The 22,135-nt window shown below is 63.0% G+C and carries 15 protein-coding genes and 2 pseudogenes; 8 read left to right on the forward strand and 9 right to left on the reverse strand.

The features are described from left to right. Positions 1 to 38: 38 nt before the first annotated feature. Positions 39 to 2,681, forward strand: a complete 2,643-nt coding sequence (locus OKW44_RS17810; RefSeq protein WP_018423021.1) for an HD domain-containing protein — start codon at positions 39 to 41, stop codon at positions 2,679 to 2,681. A gap of 675 nt (positions 2,682 to 3,356) precedes the next feature. Here OKW44_RS17810 and OKW44_RS17815 read toward each other — a convergent pair. The 3 genes and pseudogenes from OKW44_RS17815 to OKW44_RS17825 form a co-directional block, all read right to left on the reverse strand. Then, complete coding sequence (locus OKW44_RS17815; RefSeq protein ID WP_018423020.1) at positions 3,357 to 4,595, reverse strand: tyrosine-type recombinase/integrase; 1,239 nt, start codon at positions 4,593 to 4,595, stop codon at positions 3,357 to 3,359. Positions 4,596 to 4,788: 193 nt separating this feature from the next. After that, positions 4,789 to 5,061: pseudogene (locus OKW44_RS17820) on the reverse strand (DUF72 domain-containing protein); the annotation flags it as partial. 39 nt (positions 5,062 to 5,100) lie between these two features. Beyond that, the gene (locus tag OKW44_RS17825; RefSeq protein ID WP_018423018.1) at positions 5,101 to 5,883 is read right to left on the reverse strand and encodes a TetR/AcrR family transcriptional regulator; all 783 of its coding nucleotides are present in this window, start codon (positions 5,881 to 5,883) and stop codon (positions 5,101 to 5,103) included. Positions 5,884 to 6,130: 247 nt separating this feature from the next. On the opposite strand from OKW44_RS17825, the gene OKW44_RS17830 reads away from it, so the two are divergent. The 4 genes from OKW44_RS17830 to OKW44_RS17845 are packed head-to-tail and all read left to right on the forward strand — an operon-like array spanning position 6,131 to position 11,929. Beyond that, the gene (locus tag OKW44_RS17830) at positions 6,131 to 7,312 is read left to right on the forward strand and encodes an isovaleryl-CoA dehydrogenase (RefSeq protein WP_018423017.1); all 1,182 of its coding nucleotides are present in this window, start codon (positions 6,131 to 6,133) and stop codon (positions 7,310 to 7,312) included. A gap of 52 nt (positions 7,313 to 7,364) precedes the next feature. After that, positions 7,365 to 8,972 (forward strand): carboxyl transferase domain-containing protein, encoded by a 1,608-nt coding sequence (locus OKW44_RS17835; RefSeq protein ID WP_018423016.1) that lies wholly within the window; start codon positions 7,365 to 7,367, stop codon positions 8,970 to 8,972. A gap of 49 nt (positions 8,973 to 9,021) precedes the next feature. Beyond that, positions 9,022 to 9,807, forward strand: a complete 786-nt coding sequence (locus OKW44_RS17840) for an enoyl-CoA hydratase/isomerase family protein (protein ID WP_018423015.1) — start codon at positions 9,022 to 9,024, stop codon at positions 9,805 to 9,807. Between the two features lie 52 nt (positions 9,808 to 9,859). Next, the gene (locus OKW44_RS17845; protein WP_018423014.1) at positions 9,860 to 11,929 is read left to right on the forward strand and encodes an acetyl/propionyl/methylcrotonyl-CoA carboxylase subunit alpha; all 2,070 of its coding nucleotides are present in this window, start codon (positions 9,860 to 9,862) and stop codon (positions 11,927 to 11,929) included. A 33-nt stretch (positions 11,930 to 11,962) separates the two neighbouring features. Here the strand turns inward: OKW44_RS17845 and OKW44_RS17850 are convergent, their stop codons facing one another. The 3 genes from OKW44_RS17850 to OKW44_RS17860 all read right to left on the reverse strand — a co-directional run bounded on the left by OKW44_RS17850 (position 11,963) and on the right by OKW44_RS17860 (position 14,756). After that, positions 11,963 to 12,754, reverse strand: coding sequence for a phosphate/phosphite/phosphonate ABC transporter substrate-binding protein (locus OKW44_RS17850; RefSeq protein WP_018423013.1), 792 nt, complete (start codon positions 12,752 to 12,754; stop codon positions 11,963 to 11,965). A 17-nt stretch (positions 12,755 to 12,771) separates the two neighbouring features. Then, positions 12,772 to 13,050, reverse strand: a complete 279-nt coding sequence (locus tag OKW44_RS17855; protein WP_018423012.1) for a DUF1488 family protein — start codon at positions 13,048 to 13,050, stop codon at positions 12,772 to 12,774. Positions 13,051 to 13,463: 413 nt separating this feature from the next. Next, complete coding sequence (locus OKW44_RS17860) at positions 13,464 to 14,756, reverse strand: cation:proton antiporter (RefSeq protein ID WP_018423011.1); 1,293 nt, start codon at positions 14,754 to 14,756, stop codon at positions 13,464 to 13,466. A gap of 770 nt (positions 14,757 to 15,526) precedes the next feature. Between OKW44_RS17860 and OKW44_RS17865 the strand changes: the two genes are divergently transcribed. The 3 genes and pseudogenes from OKW44_RS17865 to tssJ all read left to right on the forward strand — a co-directional run bounded on the left by OKW44_RS17865 (position 15,527) and on the right by tssJ (position 17,643). Beyond that, positions 15,527 to 15,823 (forward strand): hypothetical protein, encoded by a 297-nt coding sequence (locus tag OKW44_RS17865; protein ID WP_018423009.1) that lies wholly within the window; start codon positions 15,527 to 15,529, stop codon positions 15,821 to 15,823. Positions 15,824 to 16,659: 836 nt separating this feature from the next. Further along, a pseudogene (locus OKW44_RS17870) lies at positions 16,660 to 17,052 on the forward strand (type VI secretion system baseplate subunit TssG); the annotation flags it as partial. 69 nt (positions 17,053 to 17,121) lie between these two features. Next, positions 17,122 to 17,643, forward strand: a complete 522-nt coding sequence (gene tssJ, locus OKW44_RS17875) for a type VI secretion system lipoprotein TssJ (protein WP_280785289.1) — start codon at positions 17,122 to 17,124, stop codon at positions 17,641 to 17,643. 13 nt (positions 17,644 to 17,656) lie between these two features. On the opposite strand, the gene OKW44_RS17880 is transcribed toward tssJ, so the two are convergent. The 3 genes from OKW44_RS17880 to OKW44_RS17890 form a co-directional block, all read right to left on the reverse strand. Further along, positions 17,657 to 18,250 (reverse strand): ParB-like protein, encoded by a 594-nt coding sequence (locus OKW44_RS17880; protein WP_018423007.1) that lies wholly within the window; start codon positions 18,248 to 18,250, stop codon positions 17,657 to 17,659. A gap of 84 nt (positions 18,251 to 18,334) precedes the next feature. Beyond that, a complete protein-coding gene (gene mltA / locus OKW44_RS17885) occupies positions 18,335 to 19,990 on the reverse strand; it encodes a murein transglycosylase A (RefSeq protein ID WP_018423006.1) in 1,656 nt (551 codons plus the stop codon). Positions 19,991 to 20,027: 37 nt separating this feature from the next. Continuing rightward, entirely contained in the window at positions 20,028 to 22,022 is a 1,995-nt protein-coding gene (locus OKW44_RS17890) for a serine/threonine-protein kinase (protein WP_018423005.1), read from the reverse strand. Between the last annotated feature and the right edge of the window lie 113 nt (positions 22,023 to 22,135).

A 22,135-nucleotide genomic window follows, 5' to 3' on the forward strand; every position in this document is an offset into this window, starting at 1 on the left:
AAATCGCGGGGTAACGGGAGCCTGCGAACACGAGTTCGATGGAAAAAAAGGAAAACAACATGTCATCTCCAACAGATTTTCGGCTTACCTGGTTGTGGCGCCATGCATTCATCAATCCTTTGCCGGATGTCACTTCCGTGGAGCAGGAATACTTTCGCGACCGGTATTTGGCGATGCGCGAGAAGGCAGCCGTTCTGGTCTCCCAGATTGCCGGGGCCATGCCGGGTTTGACGGTTCATGATGTGAGCCACCTGGATGCCTTGTGGGAAACGGCCTCGCTGGTGTCTGAGGGGGCGATAGCAGTCAGTCCGGCAGAAGCATTCGTGTTTGGCGCCAGTGTCCTTCTCCACGATTCCGCGATGAGTCTCGCAGCCTATCCAGAGGGGCTGAACCAGTTAAAACAGACAGTAGCCTGGAAAGATGCGGTTACGGCGTTGCTGGGTGACAGTGAACATGGGCCGGAGGCAGTAGAGGAGCCGCCGCCGGAGATTGTTCAGCGTGCAGTACCCGAGGTGCTACGGCAGCTGCACGCACAGCAGGCCGAGGTCCTAGCGAAGCAGGGCTGGATATCGGCAAACGGCGACACTGTCTATCTGATTGATGACACCGAGCTTCGGTTTTTCTATGGTGAAACGATCGGGCTGATCGCTCACAGCCATTGGCGGCCGATCACGCGGGTGGAAAAGGAATTCGCGGAAGATCTGGGTGCCTTTCCGAGCCGCACGAAGAGCCTGATCGATCGGGTGAAGATTGCGTGCCTGTTGCGAATTGCTGACGCCCTGCATCTAGATCAGCGCCGTGCACCGAGATTTTTACGTGCGCTGACCCAACCCAAAGGGGTGTCTGCCCTGCACTGGACGTTTCAGGAGCGTCTCGCCGTGCCGCACATTGAACATGAGGCGGTCGTTTTCACGGCCGGAGCTCCATTCACTGTCGCTGACGCAGACGCCTGGTGGCTGGCCTACGATACGATTTCGGCAGTTGACAAGGAGCTCCAGGACGTTGACCTGTTGATGCAAAACAGGGCGCGGGGACTGTTTTTCCGGGCAAGGCGAGTCAAGGGTGCCGGCAGCCCGGAGGCACTGGCACGTATGATTCACACTCGCGGCTGGCGCCCGGTCGATACCAGGCTACGAGTCTCCGATATACCCAAGATTGTTGAGACACTGGGCGGCGCCAAGCTCTACGGCGACGACCCAACGATCGTACTTCGTGAGCTGATCCAGAACAGCGCCGATGCGGTTCAGGCGCGTCGTCGCTATCAGGGGCGCCGTGAGGACTGGGGCAATATTGTCGTATCGCTGTCACAAAAACCGGACGGCCATTGGCTAGCGGTTGAGGACAACGGTATCGGCATGTCCGAGCGGGTTTTGACCGGGCCGTTGATCGACTTCGGCACTTCGTTCTGGCGCTCAGGCCTGGCCACCCAGGAGTTTCCTGGCCTGATCGCAAAGGGAATGAACGCGATAGGACGATACGGAATAGGCTTTTTCTCCATTTTCATGATTGGATCGGTTGTGCGGGTTACGTCCCGACGATTTGATCAAGGGGAAGAGGCCGCACGTGTGCTGGAGTTTCGGGATGGCACGGCCTCCCGACCGATTCTGTCTCCGGCTGAGCGAGGCTGCGCCCCACTGGACGGAGGCACGCGCATCGAAGTTCGCCTGAAGGCCGATCCACGCGCCAAGGGCGGGATGCTCCATGTTAGCAATTACGTTGACAGCGTCCTGACGCTAAAGCAGCTGGTTGCGTCGATCGCCCCGAGTGTCGCGGTGTCGATCGACGTGGAGGAGAACGGAGCATTCACGCCAGCGATCGGATCGGGAGATTGGCTCGCATTGGCCGACGACGCGCTTTTATCGCGGCTGGATCCGCTAACCGATACGCGGGTCGGCGACAGGGAGCACAGCCGGGCCGCGCAGCACGCCGGGGTCCGGACAATCTTGGCAGACGACGGCAATCCTCTAGGCCGTGCGTACATCAAGCCCGGCAGCATCTTTCGGTACGACGGCGGATGGGTCACGGTTGGAGGTCTTCGCGCTGCGAGGCTTGCGAATGTCCAGGGGCTGCTTGTGGGAGAGACGTTGACCGCGGCGCGCGATTCGGCGTTCCCCGTCGTACCTGCGAACCGTCTCGCGGACTGGGCGAGCGAACAGGCTCGCATTATTGCGGCATCCAAGGCGGACGAGGCGGTCAAGGCAAATTGCGCGGAGATTGTTCTGGAGTGCGGTGGCACACTGGCAGGACTGCCGATCGTCTGTTGGGGGTACGATGCATGGTTGACAGCCGACGAATTCCGCAGTCGGCTCGCCGAGACAGATGAATTGATCATCTGTTTCGATGGAGAATTTTCTTATGACGAGGAGGAGGATGACGTTCATCCACGGGAATTCAAGAACGAATTCGAGGTGGGTGAAGACATCGTAACGGTCCCCAGGCATGACGGGTCTATCCTCAAGGTGGGCAGGCAATCATGGCCGAGATCGATTACCGATCAGACGAGGTCGCGAGAGTCGAACCTGGCTGAGGAGGTCGTACGCAATATAACGGAGGCTTGGGGTGAATTGTTCGAGGAAGATTCCGGCCAAAGGGCGGTCGGCACGGTCGCAGGAACATCGATCAAGCGGACGGTCACCATCTTTCGGCGCGCTTCGGCGTCCGATGATGAAGAGTCGACGTGACGGCTCTGTGACTGGTGGCGCCACGGCAACGTCTGGCGACGGCTGCCGTGAGGACACGTCAGGAGAGGGGAGCGGGGCCGATGAGCTTCAGGCATGACTCAGGTGTGGCCGACCGGAGCCATGCTGGCGGCTGTCTATGAGACTAGGCGGAGGGTTCCCAGGTGGAGGAGTCTGAGCCTGCCATACCCGGAGTTTGGGCGCCCGTTGGGATTGGCGACGGTTCGGCTTTCGCGATATCGTCATTCGTGGGCGGGGCAGCGGTTCGTGACGGTGGTTGCGCGCGAAGTATGGGTTCCTTGATGGACGTCTGGACGTTAATGGACCGCCTCAGATAGCTCTACAGCACCGGGACTTCTCGACGTCGTCACTTTCCGTAATGTAAGCCGCCAGAGACAGAAGGGACAGCTTACGCCATCACGTTTACTTGGTTCGAGAATCGAGTGGGTATTGGGTCTGCGCCGAACGCGTTCTACCAAGTGATCGCCTCTGTTGCCAAAATGCGACATCAAAATATCAAAGTGTCGCGAGATGATCCGGCGTAGGTTTTGGCGTAGGTCTGTGTGCGAAGCCCCGTCAGGCAAGGCGGCTCCATTACTTCGACGTTGAATACCTTAAAGCGACGTGAGTGCGAAAAGTCACGCAGGAGGCCATTACGTTAAGCATCGCACCTTCGTTTCACGCTCTCGCGGCAGCGATCGGCACAATATTCGTAATCCCTCGCTCGCAACGTATGAGAAAGTCGGACCACAATTCGAGCGCGACGCGCAATTCAGGAACCTCTTCCCGCACATCGTAGATCCCTTCAATGCCCCTGCGTTTATGGTTCAAGGCCAGTTCGCTAATCTCGTTCGACACCCCGAGGTTGCGCATATGGCCTTTCGCTGTGCTGCGAGTGTCGTGCGGCGTGAAGTAGCGAGTGTTGAACGCCTTGACCTCTTGAAGCCCCGACAAAACATCCCACAGGGTGGTCACGCCCATATGACTCCCGTCGCGCGTGTACATCCCCGGCAGCAGGTACTCCGAATCCCCAGACATGTCCATCAGCTCCTGAATCCATTCCGTTACGGCCGGACTGAGGGGGACGAGCATTCCGTGGCGTGTCTTGACGTTCTCAGGCGCGACCCACCATGTCCCGTTATCGAGATCGAAGTGCTCCTTTCGTGACTTGACGAACTCGGCGGTCCGGACGCAAGTCCCGAACAAGCAGCGCAGGATCAGACCGTATTTCCGACCGGCGGTATCGTCCACTTTCGACAGGATCTCGTGCAACTCCCCGGGCGCAAGCATGACCCGTTTTCTCGGGGCAGGCTTGGCCCCCTTGATCGCGTCAAGCGAGATGCCAGCACAGGGGTTCGCATTGATGAGACGTCGGCCGACCGCGTGATAAAACAGGCGCGACGCGGAGCACAGGATCTGTTCTGCCATCGACCAGCTCCTGACTCGTTCGACCATGAGCACGATATCCGCAGCAGTGACGGTGGACACGGACAGAGGGCCAAGCGTGGGTCGGATCACGTTCTTGAAGTGCCGCTTGCGAGCGCCAGCGCTCCCCTTGGCCAGTGAGGGCATGATCTTTTCGTTGTAGTCGTCGATCAGGAGGGCGACGGTCCAGTCCGCCGCGGCCCGCGCCTTCTTGATGCGTTTCTCGCGCGCAGGGTCGCCGCCACCATCGATTCCGACCCGGTGCTGCCGGGCGAGCTTGCGCGCCGCGGCGAGGGACATGTCCGGGTAGTTGCCAAGCGTCATCTCGCGCCGGGTCGTGCCGCCGAGACGGTAGCGGAGAATCCAGCTCGCGGTGCCGGCCTTGGAAAGCGTAAAGGTCAGGCCGTCACCGTCCGACCTTGCAACCGGCTCGCCTTTCGCGACCCAAGCGCGAAGCTGAATGTCGTCCAGAACGTGAACCTGTTTGGGCATAGGATAGCTCCTGTGGAGAGACATGCCCATTGTAGCTACCCACCCGTGCTTCAGGCTACCCGATTAGCTACCCGGATCACACTTAATGCTACCGGTCATGTCTGAACCTATGTAGACATCAAGTTGCTGATTTTATTTGGTAAATTCAAAAGAGTCAGACTGCTCTTTACGTTATTGAACACCATTCTACATCAGTGCCGTTGATTTCGATCGACGTCAGATGCCGGCTCGCATATTCGAGTTCGCGGCTTTGCGTCAGGTCTTCCGGATAAAACGGCCCGCGCCACGGCGCATAGGTCCAGCCGCCGATGCCGATGCGAATGCGTGGGGCGGACGTGGATCTGGACGACGTTTCGATTGATTTTTTCGTTGGCGCTTTCTTTGCGGCTTTCGGTTTGTCGCCGCGTTCTTCGCCAGACTTCTCGCTTCGCTTGTTGCTTTCCTTCGCGCTTGTCGCTGCGGGCACTTGGGCTCTCCTTCGGGCTGCGGCGGGAAAGCTCGTAGATTAGCCGCTTTTCTCGCGGCGCGCGGCGCTTGCCGGGCCGGTGGCCTCGGCCTTGCCCTCGCTGGCCGCGGCGCTGGCTTCGTCGAAACGACGGCTCGCTGCGGCCACTTCCACGCGAAAGCGCTGCAACGCGCCGAGCGCGAGGTCGGGCGGCGTCAGCGCGACCCACAGCACGTCGATCAGCTGATCGGCGGTGGCGTCGATATCGATCTGCCGGTTCGTCAGCGTGGCGTCCCACAGCACATGCTCCATCGGGCCGAACACCATCGAGCGCAACAGGCGCAGCGGCATGTCGGAGCGAATCTCGCCGCTTTGCTGGCCTTGCGCGAGCACGCGCATCAACGGCGCGGTGTAGCGGCGCTGCAGTTCGGTCAGCGCTTCGCTCAGTTCGTGATGCCGCGCGCGGCCTTCGGACAGCACGAGCGCGCACAGATCGGTGCCATTCACGAGCATCAGCCGCAGATGCATGCGCACGATGAACGCGAACTGCTGGCGCACGTTGCCGTCGCGCGGCAGACCCGCTTCGATTGCGTCGATGATCTCGTCGTACCAATCGCCGATGACACGAGCGCACAACTCGCGCTTGCCGCGAAAGTAGCTGAACACCGTCGCCTCGGAAACGCCCAGGCGCTGCGCGATTTCCGCGGTCGTCGCGCGTTCGTAGCCCTTTTCGGAGAACACGTCGCGCCCCGCCTGAAGAATCTCCTTCACGCGCTGCTGCGACTTGCGCCCGGCCGGCTGGCGACGGGAGACAGGTAATCCGGCCTTCTCGGCAACCGTCATATGAGTAAAATTCAGATTTGTGATGCGGATTGGGGATCGAGCTGGCGTCTGAACGCTGCTTCTGTGCCAGATGAACGCGATCGTAGCACCGAATCGACCGGCTGATGCGCGTTTATAAATTTCTGAGTAACACTCAAAAATACCTATTGACGCTTACGTCAATCAGGCGTGAAATGCGCGTTGACATGCTTTCGCGTGCCGCTTCGCGTTCCACCAGCGGCCGCTCACGAACTCAGGAGACACCGCAATGCCCAATCTGCCCGGTTTGCAGTTCCCGCTCGGCGAAGAGATCGAAATGCTGCGCGACAGCATTGCGTCGTTCGCCGCCAAAGAAATCGCGCCGCGCGCCGGGGAAATCGACCGCACCGATCAGTTCCCGATGGACCTGTGGCGCAAGTTCGGCGACCTCGGCGTGCTCGGCATGACGGTTTCCGAAGAGTACGGCGGCGCGAACATGGGCTATACCGCGCACATGGTCGCGATGGAGGAAATTTCGCGTGCGTCGGCATCGGTTGGCCTGTCGTACGGCGCGCATTCGAACCTGTGCGTGAACCAGATTCATCGCAACGGCACCGACGCGCAGAAGCGCAAGTATCTGCCGAAGCTCGTGTCGGGCGAGCACGTCGGCGCGCTCGCGATGAGCGAGCCGAACGCGGGCTCGGACGTGGTCAGCATGAAGCTGCGCGCCCAGAAGAAGGGCGATCGTTACGTGCTGAACGGCACCAAGATGTGGATCACCAACGGCCCCGACTGCGACACCCTGGTCGTCTATGCAAAGACCGATCCCGAAGCGAATTCGCGCGGCATTACCGCGTTCATCGTCGAGAAGGGCATGAAGGGTTTCTCGGTCGCGCAGAAGCTCGACAAGCTCGGCATGCGCGGCTCGCACACCGGCGAGCTGGTGTTCCAGGACGTCGAAGTGCCGGAGGAAAATATCCTTGGGGCATTGAACGGCGGCGTCAATGTGCTGATGAGCGGTCTCGACTACGAACGCGCGGTGCTCGCGGGCGGCCCGACCGGCATCATGGTCGCGGTGATGGACGCGGTCGTGCCGTATATCCACGACCGCAAGCAGTTCGGCCAGTCGATCGGCGAATTCCAGCTGATCCAGGGCAAGGTCGCCGATCTGTACACGACGCTGCAGGCATGCCGCGCGTATCTGTACGCGGTGGGCCGCCAACTCGACACGCTCGGCAACGACCATGTGCGCCAGGTCCGCAAGGACTGCGCGGGCGTGATTCTGTACACGGCCGAAAAGGCGACCTGGATGGCTGGCGAGGCGATCCAGATTCTCGGCGGCAATGGCTATATCAACGAGTATCCGGTCGGTCGTCTGTGGCGCGATGCGAAACTCTATGAAATTGGCGCGGGCACGAGCGAGATTCGTCGCATGCTGATCGGCCGGGAGCTGTTTGCGGAAACGCTGTGATGCAAGCGCGCGTGAGCCCCCTCAATACGCCGCACTTTGGAGAAGCGACGTCATGCCGATCATCGAATCGAAACTGAACCCGCGCTCGGACGACTTTCGCGCGAACGCAGCGGCGCTCGAAGCGCTCGTCGCCGATCTGCGCGCGAAGATCGAGCAACTCGCGCAGGGCGGCGGCCAGGCCGCGCGCGACAAGCACACGAGCCGCGGCAAGCTGCTGCCGCGCGAGCGGATCGCGCAACTGCTCGATCCGGGCACGCCGTTTCTCGAACTGTCGCAACTCGCCGCGTACGGCATGTACAACGACGATGCGCCGGGCGCCGGCGTGATCACCGGCATCGGCCGGATCGCGGGACAGGAGTGCGTGATCGTCTGCAACGACGCGACCGTGAAGGGCGGCACCTACTATCCGGTCACCGTGAAGAAGCACGTGCGCGCGCAGGAAATCGCCAGCGAAAACCGCTTGCCGTGCGTGTACCTCGTCGACTCGGGTGGCGCGAATCTTCCGAATCAGGACGACGTATTTCCCGATCGCGATCACTTCGGCCGCATCTTCTACAACCAGGCGAATCTGTCGGCCGCGGGTATTCCGCAGATCGCGGTCGTGATGGGCTCGTGCACCGCGGGCGGCGCATATGTGCCGGCGATGAGCGACGAGTCGATCATCGTCAAGAACCAGGGGACGATTTTTCTCGGCGGCCCACCGCTCGTCAAGGCCGCGACCGGCGAAGTGGTCAGCGCCGAAGATCTCGGCGGCGGCGACGTGCATACGCGTCTGTCGGGCGTCGTCGATCATCTTGCGCAGAACGATGCGCATGCGCTCGGCATCGCGCGCAGCATCGTCGGCCATCTGAACCGCGTGAAGCCGGCGCCGCTCGTATTGCAGGAGCCGAAGCCGCCGCGCTACGACACCCAGAGCATCTACGGCGTGATTCCGGTCGACACGCGCAAGCCGTTCGATATCCGCGAGGTGATCGCGCGTATCGTCGACGATTCCGCGTTCGACGAATTCAAGGCGCGCTACGGCACCACGCTCGTCTGCGGCTTCGCGCATATCTGGGGGCATCCGGTCGGCATCGTCGCGAACAACGGCATTCTGTTTTCGGAGTCGGCGCTGAAGGGTACGCACTTCATCGAGCTGTGCTGCCAGCGCAAGATTCCGCTCGTGTTTCTGCAGAACATCACCGGCTTTATGGTCGGCCGCAAGTACGAAAACGAAGGCATCGCGAGGAACGGCGCGAAGATGGTCACCGCGGTCGCGACAGCGAAGGTGCCGAAGTTCACGGTGATCATCGGCGGCTCGTTCGGCGCGGGCAACTATGGCATGTGCGGCCGCGCGTATTCGCCGCGCTTCCTGTGGATGTGGCCGAACGCGCGCATCTCGGTGATGGGCGGCGAGCAGGCCGCGTCGGTGCTCGCCACCGTCAAGCGCGACGGCATCGAAGCGAAGGGCGGCAACTGGAGCGCGGAGGAAGAAGAGGCGTTCAAGCAGCCGATCCGCGAGCAATACGAGCATCAGGGCCATCCGTACTACGCGAGCGCGCGGTTGTGGGACGACGGCGTGATCGACCCCGCGCAAACTCGCGACGTGCTTGGGCTGGGTTTGTCGGCGGCGATGAACGCGCCGATCGAAGACACGCGTTTCGGCGTGTTCAGAATGTGATGGCCCGCGTCACCGCGATGCGACCGCGTAAGGCAAAGGAGTGTTACGCATGCAATACGAAACGCTGAAGGTCGAGGTTGCCGGCCAGATCGCGACGGTCACGCTCAATCGTCCGGACGTGCGCAACGCGTTCAATGAAACGATGATCGCCGAGCTGACTGCCGCATTCACCGCGCTCGACACGCGCGACGACGTGCGCGCGGTGGTACTCGCCGCGAACGGCAAGGCGTTCTGCGCGGGCGCCGACCTGAACTGGATGAAGAAAATGGCCGGCTACTCGGACGACGAGAACCGCGCCGATGCGATGCGGCTCGCCGGCATGCTGTCGGCGGTGTATCGCTGCAACAAGCCGGTGATCGCGCGCGTGAGCGGCGACGCATACGCGGGCGGCATGGGCCTGATTGCCGCGTGCGATATCGTCGTCGCGGTCGAAAGCGCACACTTCTGCCTGTCCGAGGCGCGGCTCGGGCTGATTCCCGCGACGATCGCGCCATACGTGATTCGTGCGCTCGGCGAGCAGGCGTCGCGGCGCTACTTCCTCACCGCCGAGGCGTTCGACTGCGCGACCGCGTTGCGGCTGGGTTTGGTCAGCGAAGCGGTGAGCGCCGAGCAGCTCGATGCGATGGTCGCGCAACTCGCGCAGACGCTGTGCGCGAACGGCCCGCAAGCGGTGCGCGCCTGCAAGCGGCTCGTGCAGGAGATCGCGGGCCGCGAGTTGAGCGACGCGCTGATCGAGGACACCGCCGCGCGGATTGCGAAAACGCGGGCCGGCGCAGAGGGCCGCGAAGGCGTGGCGTCGTTCCTCGAAAAGCGCACGCCGGGCTGGCGCAACTGACATGCTTCGCTAACAACCATCGCCCCGTACCGCCCATTTCATCGAGACACTCATGTTCAACAAGATCCTGATCGCCAACCGGGGTGAAATTGCGTGCCGCGTCGCGGCGACCTGCAAGCGGCTCGGCATCGCGAGCGTGGCCGTCTATTCGGACGCCGACGCCAACGCGAAACACGTCGCCGCCTGCGACGAAGCGGTGCATATCGGCGGTTCGACGGCGGCGCAAAGCTATCTGCGCATCGAGCGGATCATCGAAGCCGCGCGCGCGACTGGCGCGCAGGCCGTGCATCCGGGCTACGGCTTTCTTTCGGAAAACGAAGACTTCGCGCATGCTTGCGAGGCGGCCGGCATCGTCTTTATCGGACCGCCGGTCGAAGCGATCGCTGCGATGGGCTCGAAGGCCGCCGCGAAAGCGCTGATGCACGCGGCCGCGGTGCCGCTCGTGCCCGGCTACCACGGCGACGACCAGGATCCGCAGCTGTTGCAGCGCGAGGCGGACACGATCGGCTATCCGGTGCTGCTGAAAGCGAGCGCGGGCGGCGGCGGCAAGGGCATGCGCGTGGTCGAGCGCGGTGCGGACTTCGCGGCCGCGCTGCTGTCGTGCAAGCGAGAGGCGGCGAGCAGCTTCGGCAACGATCGCGTGCTGATCGAGAAGTATCTGACCCGGCCGCGTCACGTCGAAGTCCAGGTGTTCGCCGATCGGCACGGCGGCGCCGTTTATCTGTTCGACCGCGACTGTTCGGTGCAGCGGCGTCATCAGAAAGTGCTCGAGGAAGCGCCCGCGCCGGGGCTCTCGGCCGAGGTCAAGCGCGCGATGGGCGAAGCGGCCGTGGCCGCCGCGCGAGCGGTCAGCTACGTTGGCGCGGGTACGGTCGAGTTCATCATGACGCCGACCGGCGAGTTCTACTTCATGGAGATGAACACGCGGCTGCAGGTCGAGCATCCCGTCACCGAGATGGTGACGGGGCAGGACCTCGTCGAATGGCAGTTGCGCGTTGCAGCGGGCGAGAGTTTGCCGCTCACCCAGCAGCAGTTGAAGCTCGACGGCCACGCGATCGAGGCGCGCATCTACGCAGAGCATCCGGCGCGCGGCTTCCTGCCGTCCACCGGCACGCTCAAGCATCTGCGCATGTCGGAAGGCGTCGAGTTCGCGATCGACGCGGCCGGACTCGGCGAGGCGGGCCGCAAGGCGCCGGTGCGTATCGACAGCGGCGTGCGCGAGGGTGACACGATCACGCCGTTCTACGATCCGATGATCGCCAAGCTGATCGTGCACGGCGCGACGCGCGAGGAGGCGTTGGCGCGACTCGCGCGTGCGCTGCATGCCTGCGAGGTGGTCGGGCCGCACACGAACGTCGAGTTTCTGCGGCGCATCGTCGCGAGCGAACCGTTCGCGAGCGGCGAGCTCGACACCGGTTTGATCGAGCGTCATCACGACGTGCTGTTCGCGCCGGCACAGAAGCCGTTCAAGGAAGCGCTCGCGCTCGCTTGCGCCGCATTGTTGACGCGCGAGGGCGGCACCGCGCACGGCGCGTCGCCGTGGGACGCGCTGTCGCACTGGCGGCTCAATGGCGGTTACACACAAACGCTCGGCTGGCGCGTGATCGACGACGGCGCCAACGACGACAGCGACGACGCGTTCACGGTCATCTTCGCGCGCAGTGGGGGAACGCAAGCGCTCGTGCAAACACTCGAACACGACGGCGTGCGCGAGGACTTCACATGGTCGGTCGGCGCGGGCGGCCATGAATTCCGCGCGACGATCGGCGATGCGCGCGTGACGGGGCGTGTATTCGTCGACGGCGACAGGTTCCACGTGTTCTGCCAAGGCGAGACGCTCGCATTCGAATGGCAGAACCTGCTCGCGCATGCCGCGGATGCCGAGCACGGCGAAGGCCGTCTGACGGCGCCGATGCCGGGCAAAGTGATCGCGGTGCTGGTCGAACCAGGCACGGTGGTCGAGAAGGGCGCGCCGCTGATCGTGATGGAAGCGATGAAGATGGAGCATACGATCGGCGCCCCGGCGGCGGGCACGGTCGCCGAGGTGCTGTATGCGGTCGGTGATCAGGTCACCGACGGCGCGCAACTGCTGGTGCTGGAGGTGCAGCAGGCGGGTGAATAAGCACGTCGAGTGGCAGACGAGCGAGTAGGTGAATCAAGCGAGCCGCGCGTAGCCCGCGGCGCGCGCTTCACTTTCCAGCTCGCCGATGCGTGCGTAGTCGGTCAGCGGCAACGTCGAAAAACCCCTTAAACGCAGGCGTTTTGCACGCTCGGGGCGGACGCTCAGCGCCTCGTCCAACGCGTCGCGCAACGCGGCGACCGTGGCCGGCGGCACATTGGCCGCGGCGATCAGCGGCAAGCCCGGCGAGGCGGCGGTCATGCCGATCGCGCGCATGCGCCCCGCGAGTTCCGGCAGCACGTCGCAAACGAAGGCGAAGGTCACGCAGTCGATCGCGGCGACGTCCGCACGATTGTCCGCGACCGCGCGCAGCGAGCCGAGATGCGAACCCGTGCGCAGCACCGCGCCGAAGAACATGCCGGCGCGCGCGAGCGGCGCGACCGCGTGACGAAATGCGTTCATGCCGCTGTTCGAATCGTCCTGGTTGTAGGCGGCGCGTGCGCCGCGGCACGAGGCGAGTGAGTCGAAGCGCGCGTCGGCGCGCGTGACCAGTACGCTTGAGTAATGCGCGCCGTCGCAGCCGGGCGCATCGAAGCAGGGTGTCGCGACCAATTGCACCTGCGCGTGCAGCCCCTGCATCAGCGGATAACCGCAGGTCTGGGAAATCAGCAGATTCGGGCGCCGCCAGAAGCCGTGCAGTTCCTCGTCCGGTTCGACGATGCGGCACGCGGGCTTGACCCGGCGCAGCACGTCGTCGAGCCACTCGCGCCATTCGAGGTCGAGCGCGGGTGTCACGTTGTACATCGGCAGGGCGGCGATCCAGCTCATGAAGGCGTTTCTCGCGCCTAATGTCTGACCAATTTGAATTCGTCGAGACCGAGCCGCACCGGCTCGCTCGGCGTGAACTGCCATCGCTGCGCGGCTACGGACAGGATCTCGTCCTGCGCATCCTCGAACGCGACCAGCAGGTCCTGCTTGCGACGGCTCACGGCGCCACAGAACTCGACCAGCGCGTCGGCGCTGACTTCAAAAATCTGTGCACGATCGTCGCAGCACACGCGGAACGCGACCGTCGCGCATTCCGTCACACAGGGCCGGAACCCTTCATCGACATAGACCGACATGGCGAACTCCTTCGGACGCCTGAATCGACAGGATGACAAACCGCGCCTGCCAGGTATGTGGGAGAACCGGCATTGACGGCCAAATGCCCGGCGCCGCGGCACTCGCGACGGTCCGGAAACTGGCGGAAAGTAAGCCAGAAACTGGCGGCGGACTCGTTCAAGTCCGTGCCAGGGCCGCGGCGCGAACCGTGGCCGGAGGGAAGACGGCGGCGGTTCGACTCGCCAGCGGTCTCGCCTGCTGGTGGGCCGCCCCGGGTCAGAATCGCGGCGGGCACTGCTCAGGAAACGCTTAAATCGGGCGCTGCAATCCAATGTCGAAATCGACGCGAGAGCCGCTCGCGCCGGTCTCGGACTGTGTTTGGATTTTCTCACCAACCTCGCGGTGCAGATCGGCGTAGGTATCCACTTTACGATTAGCGCGCGTTTTGTGCAGGCGATGAGTCGGGCGGGGCTGGCCGGGTTGCGTGAGCGCCCGAGATATTGAGCCGACGGATCAGCGGGCCCAATGTCGTCGCCTGAATCAGCAGGCTGAATACCACGACGAGATACGTGACGCCGATGAACATTTCGCGTCCATGAAACTCCGGCAGCGACAGAGCAAGCGCAATCGAGATGCCGCCGCGCAGTCCGCCCCACGTCAGCACAACAGCCGAATGCGGACTGAGCCGCCGGAAGTTCTGCAGCGCGAGCAGCGGAATCGCGACGCTGACGCCGCGCGCGAACAGCACGACCGGAATCGCCGCGAGCCCGAGCCAAACGATTTCGACGCGCAGCGACAGCGCAATGATTTCGAGTCCGATCAGCCCGAACAGCACGAGATTGAGCAACTCGTCGAGCAGGTCCCAGAAGTTGAACAGATGCTCGCGCGTCTTCTCCGACATCGACGTCGACGCGCCGTGATTGCCGATCACGAGCCCCATGATCACGACCGCGAGAGGCGCTGACACGTGCAGCGCTTCGGCGAGACTATAGCCGCCGGTCGCGAGCGCGAGTGTGATCAGGATTTCGACTGGATAGCTGTCGATGCCTCGCAGCAGCAGCGACGCGCCGAAGCCGAGCGCCGCGCCGAGCACGAGCGCTCCGGCGACTTCGCGCAGCAGATCGAATGCGATCGCGCCCGCGGAAAACTCGTTCGCGCCGGTCGCGAGTCCGACTAGCGTGACGAATGCGACGACGGCCGTGCCGTCGTTGAACAGCGATTCGCCGGTAATCTTGGTTTCGAGGCTTTCCGGCGCCGCGGCGCGCTTGAGCACGCTGAGTACCGCGATCGGATCGGTCGGCGAGATCAGCGCGCCGAACACGAGACACCACAGCAGGCTCACCGGCTGGCCGAGCCATTGTGCCGCGTAGTAAAAGCCGAAGCCGACCACCGCGATCGAAATCAATACGCCGATCGTCGCGAGCATCAGCACCGCGCGCCGCTGCGTGCGCATCTTCGACAGATCGACGTGCAGCGCGCCGGCGAACAGCAGCAGACTTAGCAGGCCGTGAAACACGATGTCGGCAAAATCGATCTGCACGACGATCTTGCGAGCGGCGGTCGCCATCGCCGGATAGTAGAACCCGAGCGCGGAAATGCCGACGCAGACGACGAGCCCGACCGCGGTGATGCCGAGCGTGTCGGGCAACCTGATGAATCGATAATTGAGGACGCCGAACAGCGCGACGATGGCGAACAGTGCACCGGCAATCTGGAAGACGCTCATCGTGCACGCTCTCCCGCTTCGCCGTGGCGCAAACGCGTGATCACGGTGGCACCGAGGTAACTCGCGCGACAAAGCATAAAAGAGGCAGGCAGAGAATGCCGACACAATTGCGATATTGAACCAGCGAGATGTTTCACCAGCAATTCCTTATTCAGGCTCATTCAATCCGATAAGCGATCTGCGGTCTGTAATGACACGATCTTTGCCGCTGGCGATCGAGCGACGTACCGGGACGGACGCTTCATTCAAACGCAGCGGACGATGCGGCCAGACGCAGCGTACTTTTTATTGGACCACGAGCGGATGACGGCGAACCGGGCGGAGCCAGGCTCGCCAGGGGGCGCCACGATGGGCAATAGCAGTGTTCGGACTACTGAAGCGCCGGACGAGTTCCGATCTTTATTTTGGGATATAGCTTTTTATTTCGAGATGGTTCGCGAGGCTTGATTCGTCGAGGCTATTCGATCGAATCTGAATAAACGGTATGAATCTGTAATCCGAATTTGCCGGTCCAATGACTTCACATTGCATGGAGCCTTGTGATTCATTGTTCCAAAATCTGTAAAGCATATATCTAATCTCACAGTAAAACCGTTTTGCTCGTCATTGAGCATGGTTGACGCCGGAATTGGCAGGTCGAGAGCAGGGAAAGCCCTAACCGGGAATCGCTCAGGATGTGTCAATTTTTGACAAACTCGAGTCGAGAATGATGCAGCATCGATGCATGGCGAAATGCTGTTGTGTAGCAATGGGTGAAGACGGAGAAGAGCATGAAGCAAACCTATCGTTATCGGGGATTCGACATCGTGGTCAACGCGTTGCGCGCGACCGATATGTCCACCCATGTCGGCAGTGCCACGGCGCGGCACGCGTACATGGCGAGCGTCACGTTGAAGACGCGGCTGATCGGCGGCGAGTGGTCGACCGCTTTCCGGGTAGCTTCGGTGCCCGGTCGTTCGTCGGCCGATCTGCGGGAAGTGCTGGCGGCTGGATTCGCGGCCGCCACTCGGGTCGTCGACGACGTGGTGAGCGTGATGGGCGACGGGTTCGCGCGCAAGGCGGCCTGAGTTCCACACGGGGCGCTCGGCGCCGTGGTGCCACGCGGCAGGCATGAGCGCGCACAGGGGTGCCCAAGCGGTCCCGGCATTTCAAAGCACTCGCGATCATTGACCGTCGACTACGGTTGTCGGTCGTGGCGAGCGTCGAAATAACCACGCGTATCCCTGCGGTGCGTGTGGGTCCCAGGCAGGGCGTGATCGTCTCCTCAGCGTCCTGTTGTTTTAATCCCGCCTCCCTGTGCGGGATTTTTTTTGTCAGTGGACAATGCGGGCGCTCGGTAACGCACTGCTACATCCGCACGGCAGGGAAAAATAACAATTTTAACCTTTGTTTGCATTGCGTTTCTTGCTTAATCGTTATAGTCGAACGGGAATCGCGAAAATGTGATTCGGGGATCACTTTTTATTTTTTATGCGCAAGCAAGCGACACAATTAAAAGTGCGTGTTTAGCTCGCGACTTATGTCGGCTGTGTCAAATGCGGGTGAAAAAGCAAGCGGAACAAATAATGATTATTCGAAAAACTTTTCTGTTTGCCGTTATTGTATCCCTTGCGGGGACGACTCAGACCGATAGTCCCGATCCTCATGAACGGCCCGCGCGCATGAATGCGGCGGACGGCACACTGGCCACGTGATCGCTTGCTAACGGGGCAGCAAGGAAAAAAGCCTCGAACACGGGGCGTGATCGAGGCTGCCGAAGGACAGACTCAATGCCTGTCTGGGAAGGTCGATCGGACCCGTGATCGACCTTGCCCACTATAGCCAGTTATCCGCCGAGCAACTGTGAACAAATGTCGCGGTCGAATCGACCGGCGAATTCGCGAATAAATCTGAATCGTAGCGTCGGATTCGATTAGCAGCGCGCACAGGCTTTCCGGCGGGCGAGATCGCCGCAGTCGAATTCGATGCTGATCCGGATTCCCTGGTCAGTGCCGCGGCGCCGACCGTGCGCACGACGTTCATGGGTCTTTACGGCGTCGACGCGGCGATGCCGTCGCACATGATCGACGAGATCGTGATGCGCGAGGAAGGGCACGAAGCGGTCGAGGCCTTTCTCGATCAGTTCAATCATCGTTTCGTCGCGCTGCTGTATCGGGCGTGGAAGAAGTACCGCTATCCGGAAAGCTTTCGCGCGGGCGGCAGCGATGCGCATTCGCGCAATCTGTTGTGCCTCGCCGGCTATGGCTGGGGTGACAAGCCGCAACGCGCCGGCTTGTCCGATTCGCGGATGCTCGCTCCCGAAGCCCGTGGCCAATCCGTACCTGACTCATGCCGCGTCATGAACGACGCGCCGAAAGGACCATTGATGAACCTTCGTTTTACCGTTTCCACCGTTGCGTCCTTCGCGCTGCTGTCGGCATGCGGCGCCTGGCAATCCGTATCGGACGCGTCGTCGAGCGCGTATCACGCGGTGTTTTTCAAGCAGATCAAGTTGCTCGACATCGATCTGTCCGCGCGCGAAGCGCTGAACCCCGACGATGCTGCTCGTGCGACATCGGTCGCGGTGCGCGTGTATCAGCTGAAGGACCGCAAGACGTTCGATGGGGCGTCGTACGAGGATCTGCTGAAGAACGACCGCACGGTGCTCGCGCAGGACTTGCAGGTGAGCATGGCATCGGTGCTGAATCCCGGTGCGTCGGCAAGCCTGTCGCAGCCGATGCGGGCCGACACGAACTATGTAGCGGTCGTCGCGTTCTATCGCAATCCGGGTAGCGGGGATGGTTGGAAGTATGTGATCGAGAAGAAGAAGCTCGATGCGGACAAGCCGTTGAAGATCTCGTTGATGGATCAGTTTCTAGTGCCGGCGGGCAGTGCGGCCCACGATTAAGTGGGCCGCCGACTCAATCCGTGCGACCGAGATAGCCCGGTAGCCCCAATGCAGAGTCGCTCCTGGCAAGCTTCAAGGCTTCCTTGAGCAAAGCTGTGAACTTTTCGTCGCTATCGGGCCGCGGCAACGTCGCGCGAAAGAAGTCGGCCCAGCGAAATTCTTCCAGCGGGACACTGGTTTTTTCATAGCCGCCGGCATCGCGGACCGCTGCCGCGAGGCTTCGGTATTCATCGTCCTTCATTTCCCACACGTGCTCCGCCAATTCGGCAAACGGCCGGCGCATGCCTTGCGCGTCATACGGAAAAGTCCATCGTTGGTTTTCCATGCTGAGCCAGAACGATGCCCACGTGTACGACGAAAGATCCCGCACCAGCACGACCGGAACCGCGCGCACGCCCACCTGCCACAGCGCCGCCGCCACATGGTGATGATCGATGGCGAACGGTATGCCGTTGGGTCCGCAGACGACCGGTATCGGCTTTTCGGCGATGGCCATCTCCAGGTCATGGCTGCTCAGGGACCGGTATTGGCGGGCTTTTTCGCGGACTTCCCGCGCGCCGTGGGTCATTTGTGTGGGACGGAGCTCTTCGATTTGTCGCGTGTCCATGTCGGTCTCCTTGGCTGGATGCGATGACGCGGCTCCGCAAATTTCATGCCCCGGGCGAGCCGTCGCCCACTTTCCGCCAGACGTCTACGGCGCATCGTCCACACACAGCACCGGATCGCTGACCAGACAATCCGCATCGGAGGCGGCAGGTCCGCCGCCGCGCGTTTTCAACGACGTCTGCTGCGCGGCGATGCGCAATCCCTTGGGCAGCAGCACCCACATGCGCAGCCGCTCTTTGGTGTGGCTCGCCTGGGTCTGCGCGGTTTGACCGAAGCCGTAGAAGTAGTCGGCTCTGACTGCGCCCTGAATCGCACCGCCCGAATCCTGCGCGAGCATCAGGCGGTTGATCGCACCGGGTGCCTGAGGGTCGTCACGCGTGGACACGAATACCGGCGCGCCGAGCGGCGTGGTGCGCGGATCGACGGCCACCGAGCGGCCCGCCGACAGCGGCACGCCCAACGCGCCCAGCGGACCGTTCGGTGAATCGGGGATCACACGAAAAAACACATAGCTCGGATCTGAAACCGCATACACGGGATGAGGTTTCGGCGTGGTCGTCGCCAGTGTGAAACCGCGCAGCAACGGCGACGTGGGTTCGTCGTCGTCACCGTCGGCGGGCGCCGCATTGCCTTCGTTGCTCGCAGCGGTCGCGCCGTCGCCGCTGATGTCGACCTCCATCTCCATGCCGCGCACGACGAGCTTGCGCGCGCCGGCCGTCGCGTTGCCGCTGTGCGCGAGCGGAGGCAGAAACGGCCGGCCGTTCTGTTCCGCATAGGCGAAGCGGCGAATCGAGCCGTCGCTCATGCGGACCTTGCCCGCGCCTTGCAACTGCATCGAGTACAACATCACGGGGTCGTCGACATAGGCGAGGATCGGCGCCTTCAGTGCGCCGCGCTCGATCTCGGCGCGGGTGTAGTACGGCACGATGCGCCCGCCATCGAGCCGCAGGCGAATCTTCTTGTCGCGGATATCCGGCACGCTATCGCGCAGGTCCAGCGCGTAGACGCCTTTGAGGTCGCCACTCGTCGTATCGCTGAGCGGGATCACGTTACGTCCATCGATGCGAGCCGCGCTCACGTCACCTCGCGCGCGGTCCGGCAGGCGCCGCGCGTCGAGGTAGAGCATGTCGGCCGGCGTGCCATAGACCGGATAGAGGTAGGCGCCGCCGGACTGCTGGCTACCATTGAGCAGGGGCTCGTAGTAGCCGGTCATCGTACCGTCGAGCGAGCGGTCGGGATTGCGGATCTGGTACGCGTTGAAGTTGGTTTCGAAGAAACGCCGGATCGCCGCGACGTCGCCAACGTCCACCGCTCGCGCGGCATTGCACGGGTCCGACCAGCCGCTGCGCGCGCCGAGCACGGTGCAACTGCGGCGAAACGCTTCCCATGACGCGGTGACGTCGTCCGTGTCCCATCCGGGCAGGTCGACGAAAGCGATCGGCTCGTAGTAAGCGTGGCGCGTGGCGAAGCCGCCGCTCAACGCAGCCTTGCGACGCGGGTTATTCGAGCCGGTGGACGTCCCCGAGACCGTCGCGTGTGTCGTTACGGGAGCCGGTGTCGGCCCAGGCATCGTCGGCGGTCGCGCGGGTGGCGTTGCTTGCGCCGTCGGCGCCGCCTGCTCGACCGGCGACGTCGCCGTGTGGCTCGCGTCCCCCAGGATGACGCTGGTAGCGGGCGTGTTGCTCGCGCAAGCCGCGAGCGTGGCTGTCAGCGCAAGCAGGAGAAGCTGAGCTCTTTGCATGCGGCCTCCTTGCGGACCATCGCGAACGTCGCGCGCGCTAGCCGGGCGGCTTGACGGCATCGATGGTGAACGTGGCGGCGCCGAACGCGCCGGCGCAATCGGCCGTGCCTGCCGGGCAACGCGGCTTGCCCGCGAACGGCGAATAGCGCGGGCCGCGACGCGCGGCCGCTTGCTGCTGGGCATCAGCGGGGAATGACTGGAACGGCGCCGCGGACTTCAATCCACCGTCGGAAAAATCGCGCGGCGTCGTCGATACCAGCGTCAGAAAGAGGTTGGGACCGGGCGGGTTGCCCGCCAGCATTGGCCAGCTGGCGCGCGGCAACGACAGCGTCTGACCGGCGGCGATCCGGTTGTTGCGATCGAGTCCGTTCGGAAACAGCATCAGGTACTGACCGTCCGGATCGACCATGAACACATACACGTAGCCCGCGCGGTTGCTGTCGAGTTTGAACTGCAGATAATCCTTGCCGATCGTGGCGGACGTGCTGCGCGGTGTGGCGGTGATCTGAATCGATGGATCGGCCAGCGTCACGATTCGCTCGAGTTCGCTCGCGGGGGTGAAGGGCGCGAGGTTGTCGGCCTGCGCGGGTGGTGTGGCGGGCGCGGCAACCGTGGCGGGCGAGGCAGGAGCAACCGGGGCAACAGGGGCAACAGGGGCAACAGCAGCAACGGCTGCCGGGCTTTGAGCGGCATTGCCAGGCGTCGGCGCAGCCGTGTCGGCCGGCCTCGGCGCAGCCGTGTCGCGCGCATCCGTGCTTGCCGTGACAGCCGGGCTCGCGGCCGGTGGCGAACGCATGGCAAACCACGTACCGACCGCCGCGAGCGCCACGACGCAAACGGCACCTGCTGCGATCAAGCGCGTGCGTTTCTTTTGACTACCGCCTGGCGCAGGAACGGCCGCTGTGCCTGGCTCATTGCGCTTCGCCTCGGCTGTCGCGGCCGTCGTTGTTCGCGGCGCATTGGTACCCGCTGTCTCGACGGCAGCGCGAGTCGTGGGTTCGATCGCCGCATCGGCGTCATCACGCGTATCGATGGCAATGCCCAGTTCGTTCGCCAGCGCCTGAACGCTTTGCGGGCGCTGTTCGGGGCGGACCGCGAGCGCATGGTCGATCGCGCGCAGGAACCGTTCGCTATAGCGGCCGGCCGCCGCCGTGGCGAGCGGCACATACGTGTCGCTCATCAGTCTGCCGACCGACGGCGGCGGTGTCTTGCCCTGAATCGCGAAATAGATGACCGCGGCGAGTGCGTACACATCGGTCCACGGCCCCTGTTTCAAGGCCGCCACTTCGGCATATTGCTCGACGGGCGCATAGCCGGGCTTCAGGATCACCGTCAAGGTCTGGGTCATGTCGCCGATCACGCGCCGCGCCGCGCCGAAGTCCAGCAGCACGGGGCGGCCGCTGCCCTTGAGCAGCATGATGTTGTCCGGCGCGATGTCGCGGTGATAGCACTGCGCCGCATGCAATACCGCCAGCGCTTCGAGCAGCGGCGCGAGCAGGGCGCGCAGCCATGCTTCATCGGGTGGGGCACTCATGCGGCGCAAGCCGTCGCGCAGCGTCACGCCCTCGTAGTACGGCATCACCATGTACGCGGTGCCGTTGGCCTCCCAGAACCGGTACACCTTGACGAGCGAATGATGATCGAAGCGGGCGAGCAGCCGCGCCTCGTTGATGAAGCTTTTCAGGCCGGCGCGAAAGGTGTCTTCATGACGTTCCGAGCGGACCGACACTTCGGCCGCGCCGACGCGCGAGGCCAGCGCAGCGGGAATGTATTCCTTCAGCGCGACGTGACGTCCTAGCTGGGTGTCGTAGGCGAGATAGACGATACCGAAGCCGCCTTCGCCAATCAGATCGACGATCTCGAACTCGCCGAGCCGTGTGCCGGCGGGCAGCGCATGTTGCGCGTTCGAACCCTGCGCGGCGGGGCGGGTGACGACTGTACGATCGGCGTCCGCCGCTTCGGCGGGGTTCTGCTGGCGGTCCGGTCCGGACGCCCGTTGCACGATCACGGTTTTGTCGTCGGGGCTGCTCATCGGCTGTGGCTCCCTGGAGGGTACGACGGCAGAGCCCGGCACACGCGAGCGCCACCCTCACGCGCAGGCGTGTCCGTCTTTAAGACGAACGAGCGGGTCATTTTTTGAAATCA

Origin of the sequence: Paraburkholderia lebeckiae (genome assembly GCF_050436325.1) — a bacterium.
Lineage (GTDB): Bacteria > Pseudomonadota > Gammaproteobacteria > Burkholderiales > Burkholderiaceae > Paraburkholderia > Paraburkholderia tuberum.

Excerpts from the sequence above, each read along its gene's own strand:
- OKW44_RS17810 (WP_018423021.1), top strand. The coding sequence starts at position 39 with ATGGAAAAAAAGGAAAACAACATGTCATCTCCAACAGATTTTCGGCTT.
- OKW44_RS17815 (WP_018423020.1), bottom strand. The coding sequence starts at position 4,595 with ATGCCCAAACAGGTTCACGTTCTGGACGACATTCAGCTTCGCGCTTGG.
- OKW44_RS17825 (WP_018423018.1), bottom strand. The coding sequence starts at position 5,883 with ATGACGGTTGCCGAGAAGGCCGGATTACCTGTCTCCCGTCGCCAGCCG.
- OKW44_RS17830 (WP_018423017.1), top strand. The coding sequence starts at position 6,131 with ATGCCCAATCTGCCCGGTTTGCAGTTCCCGCTCGGCGAAGAGATCGAA.
- OKW44_RS17835 (WP_018423016.1), top strand. The coding sequence starts at position 7,365 with ATGCCGATCATCGAATCGAAACTGAACCCGCGCTCGGACGACTTTCGC.
- OKW44_RS17840 (WP_018423015.1), top strand. The coding sequence starts at position 9,022 with ATGCAATACGAAACGCTGAAGGTCGAGGTTGCCGGCCAGATCGCGACG.
- OKW44_RS17845 (WP_018423014.1), top strand. The coding sequence starts at position 9,860 with ATGTTCAACAAGATCCTGATCGCCAACCGGGGTGAAATTGCGTGCCGC.
- OKW44_RS17850 (WP_018423013.1), bottom strand. The coding sequence starts at position 12,754 with ATGAGCTGGATCGCCGCCCTGCCGATGTACAACGTGACACCCGCGCTC.
- OKW44_RS17855 (WP_018423012.1), bottom strand. The coding sequence starts at position 13,050 with ATGTCGGTCTATGTCGATGAAGGGTTCCGGCCCTGTGTGACGGAATGC.
- OKW44_RS17860 (WP_018423011.1), bottom strand. The coding sequence starts at position 14,756 with ATGAGCGTCTTCCAGATTGCCGGTGCACTGTTCGCCATCGTCGCGCTG.
- OKW44_RS17865 (WP_018423009.1), top strand. The coding sequence starts at position 15,527 with ATGAAGCAAACCTATCGTTATCGGGGATTCGACATCGTGGTCAACGCG.
- tssJ (WP_280785289.1), top strand. The coding sequence starts at position 17,122 with ATGAACCTTCGTTTTACCGTTTCCACCGTTGCGTCCTTCGCGCTGCTG.
- OKW44_RS17880 (WP_018423007.1), bottom strand. The coding sequence starts at position 18,250 with ATGGACACGCGACAAATCGAAGAGCTCCGTCCCACACAAATGACCCAC.
- mltA (WP_018423006.1), bottom strand. The coding sequence starts at position 19,990 with ATGCAAAGAGCTCAGCTTCTCCTGCTTGCGCTGACAGCCACGCTCGCG.
- OKW44_RS17890 (WP_018423005.1), bottom strand. The coding sequence starts at position 22,022 with ATGAGCAGCCCCGACGACAAAACCGTGATCGTGCAACGGGCGTCCGGA.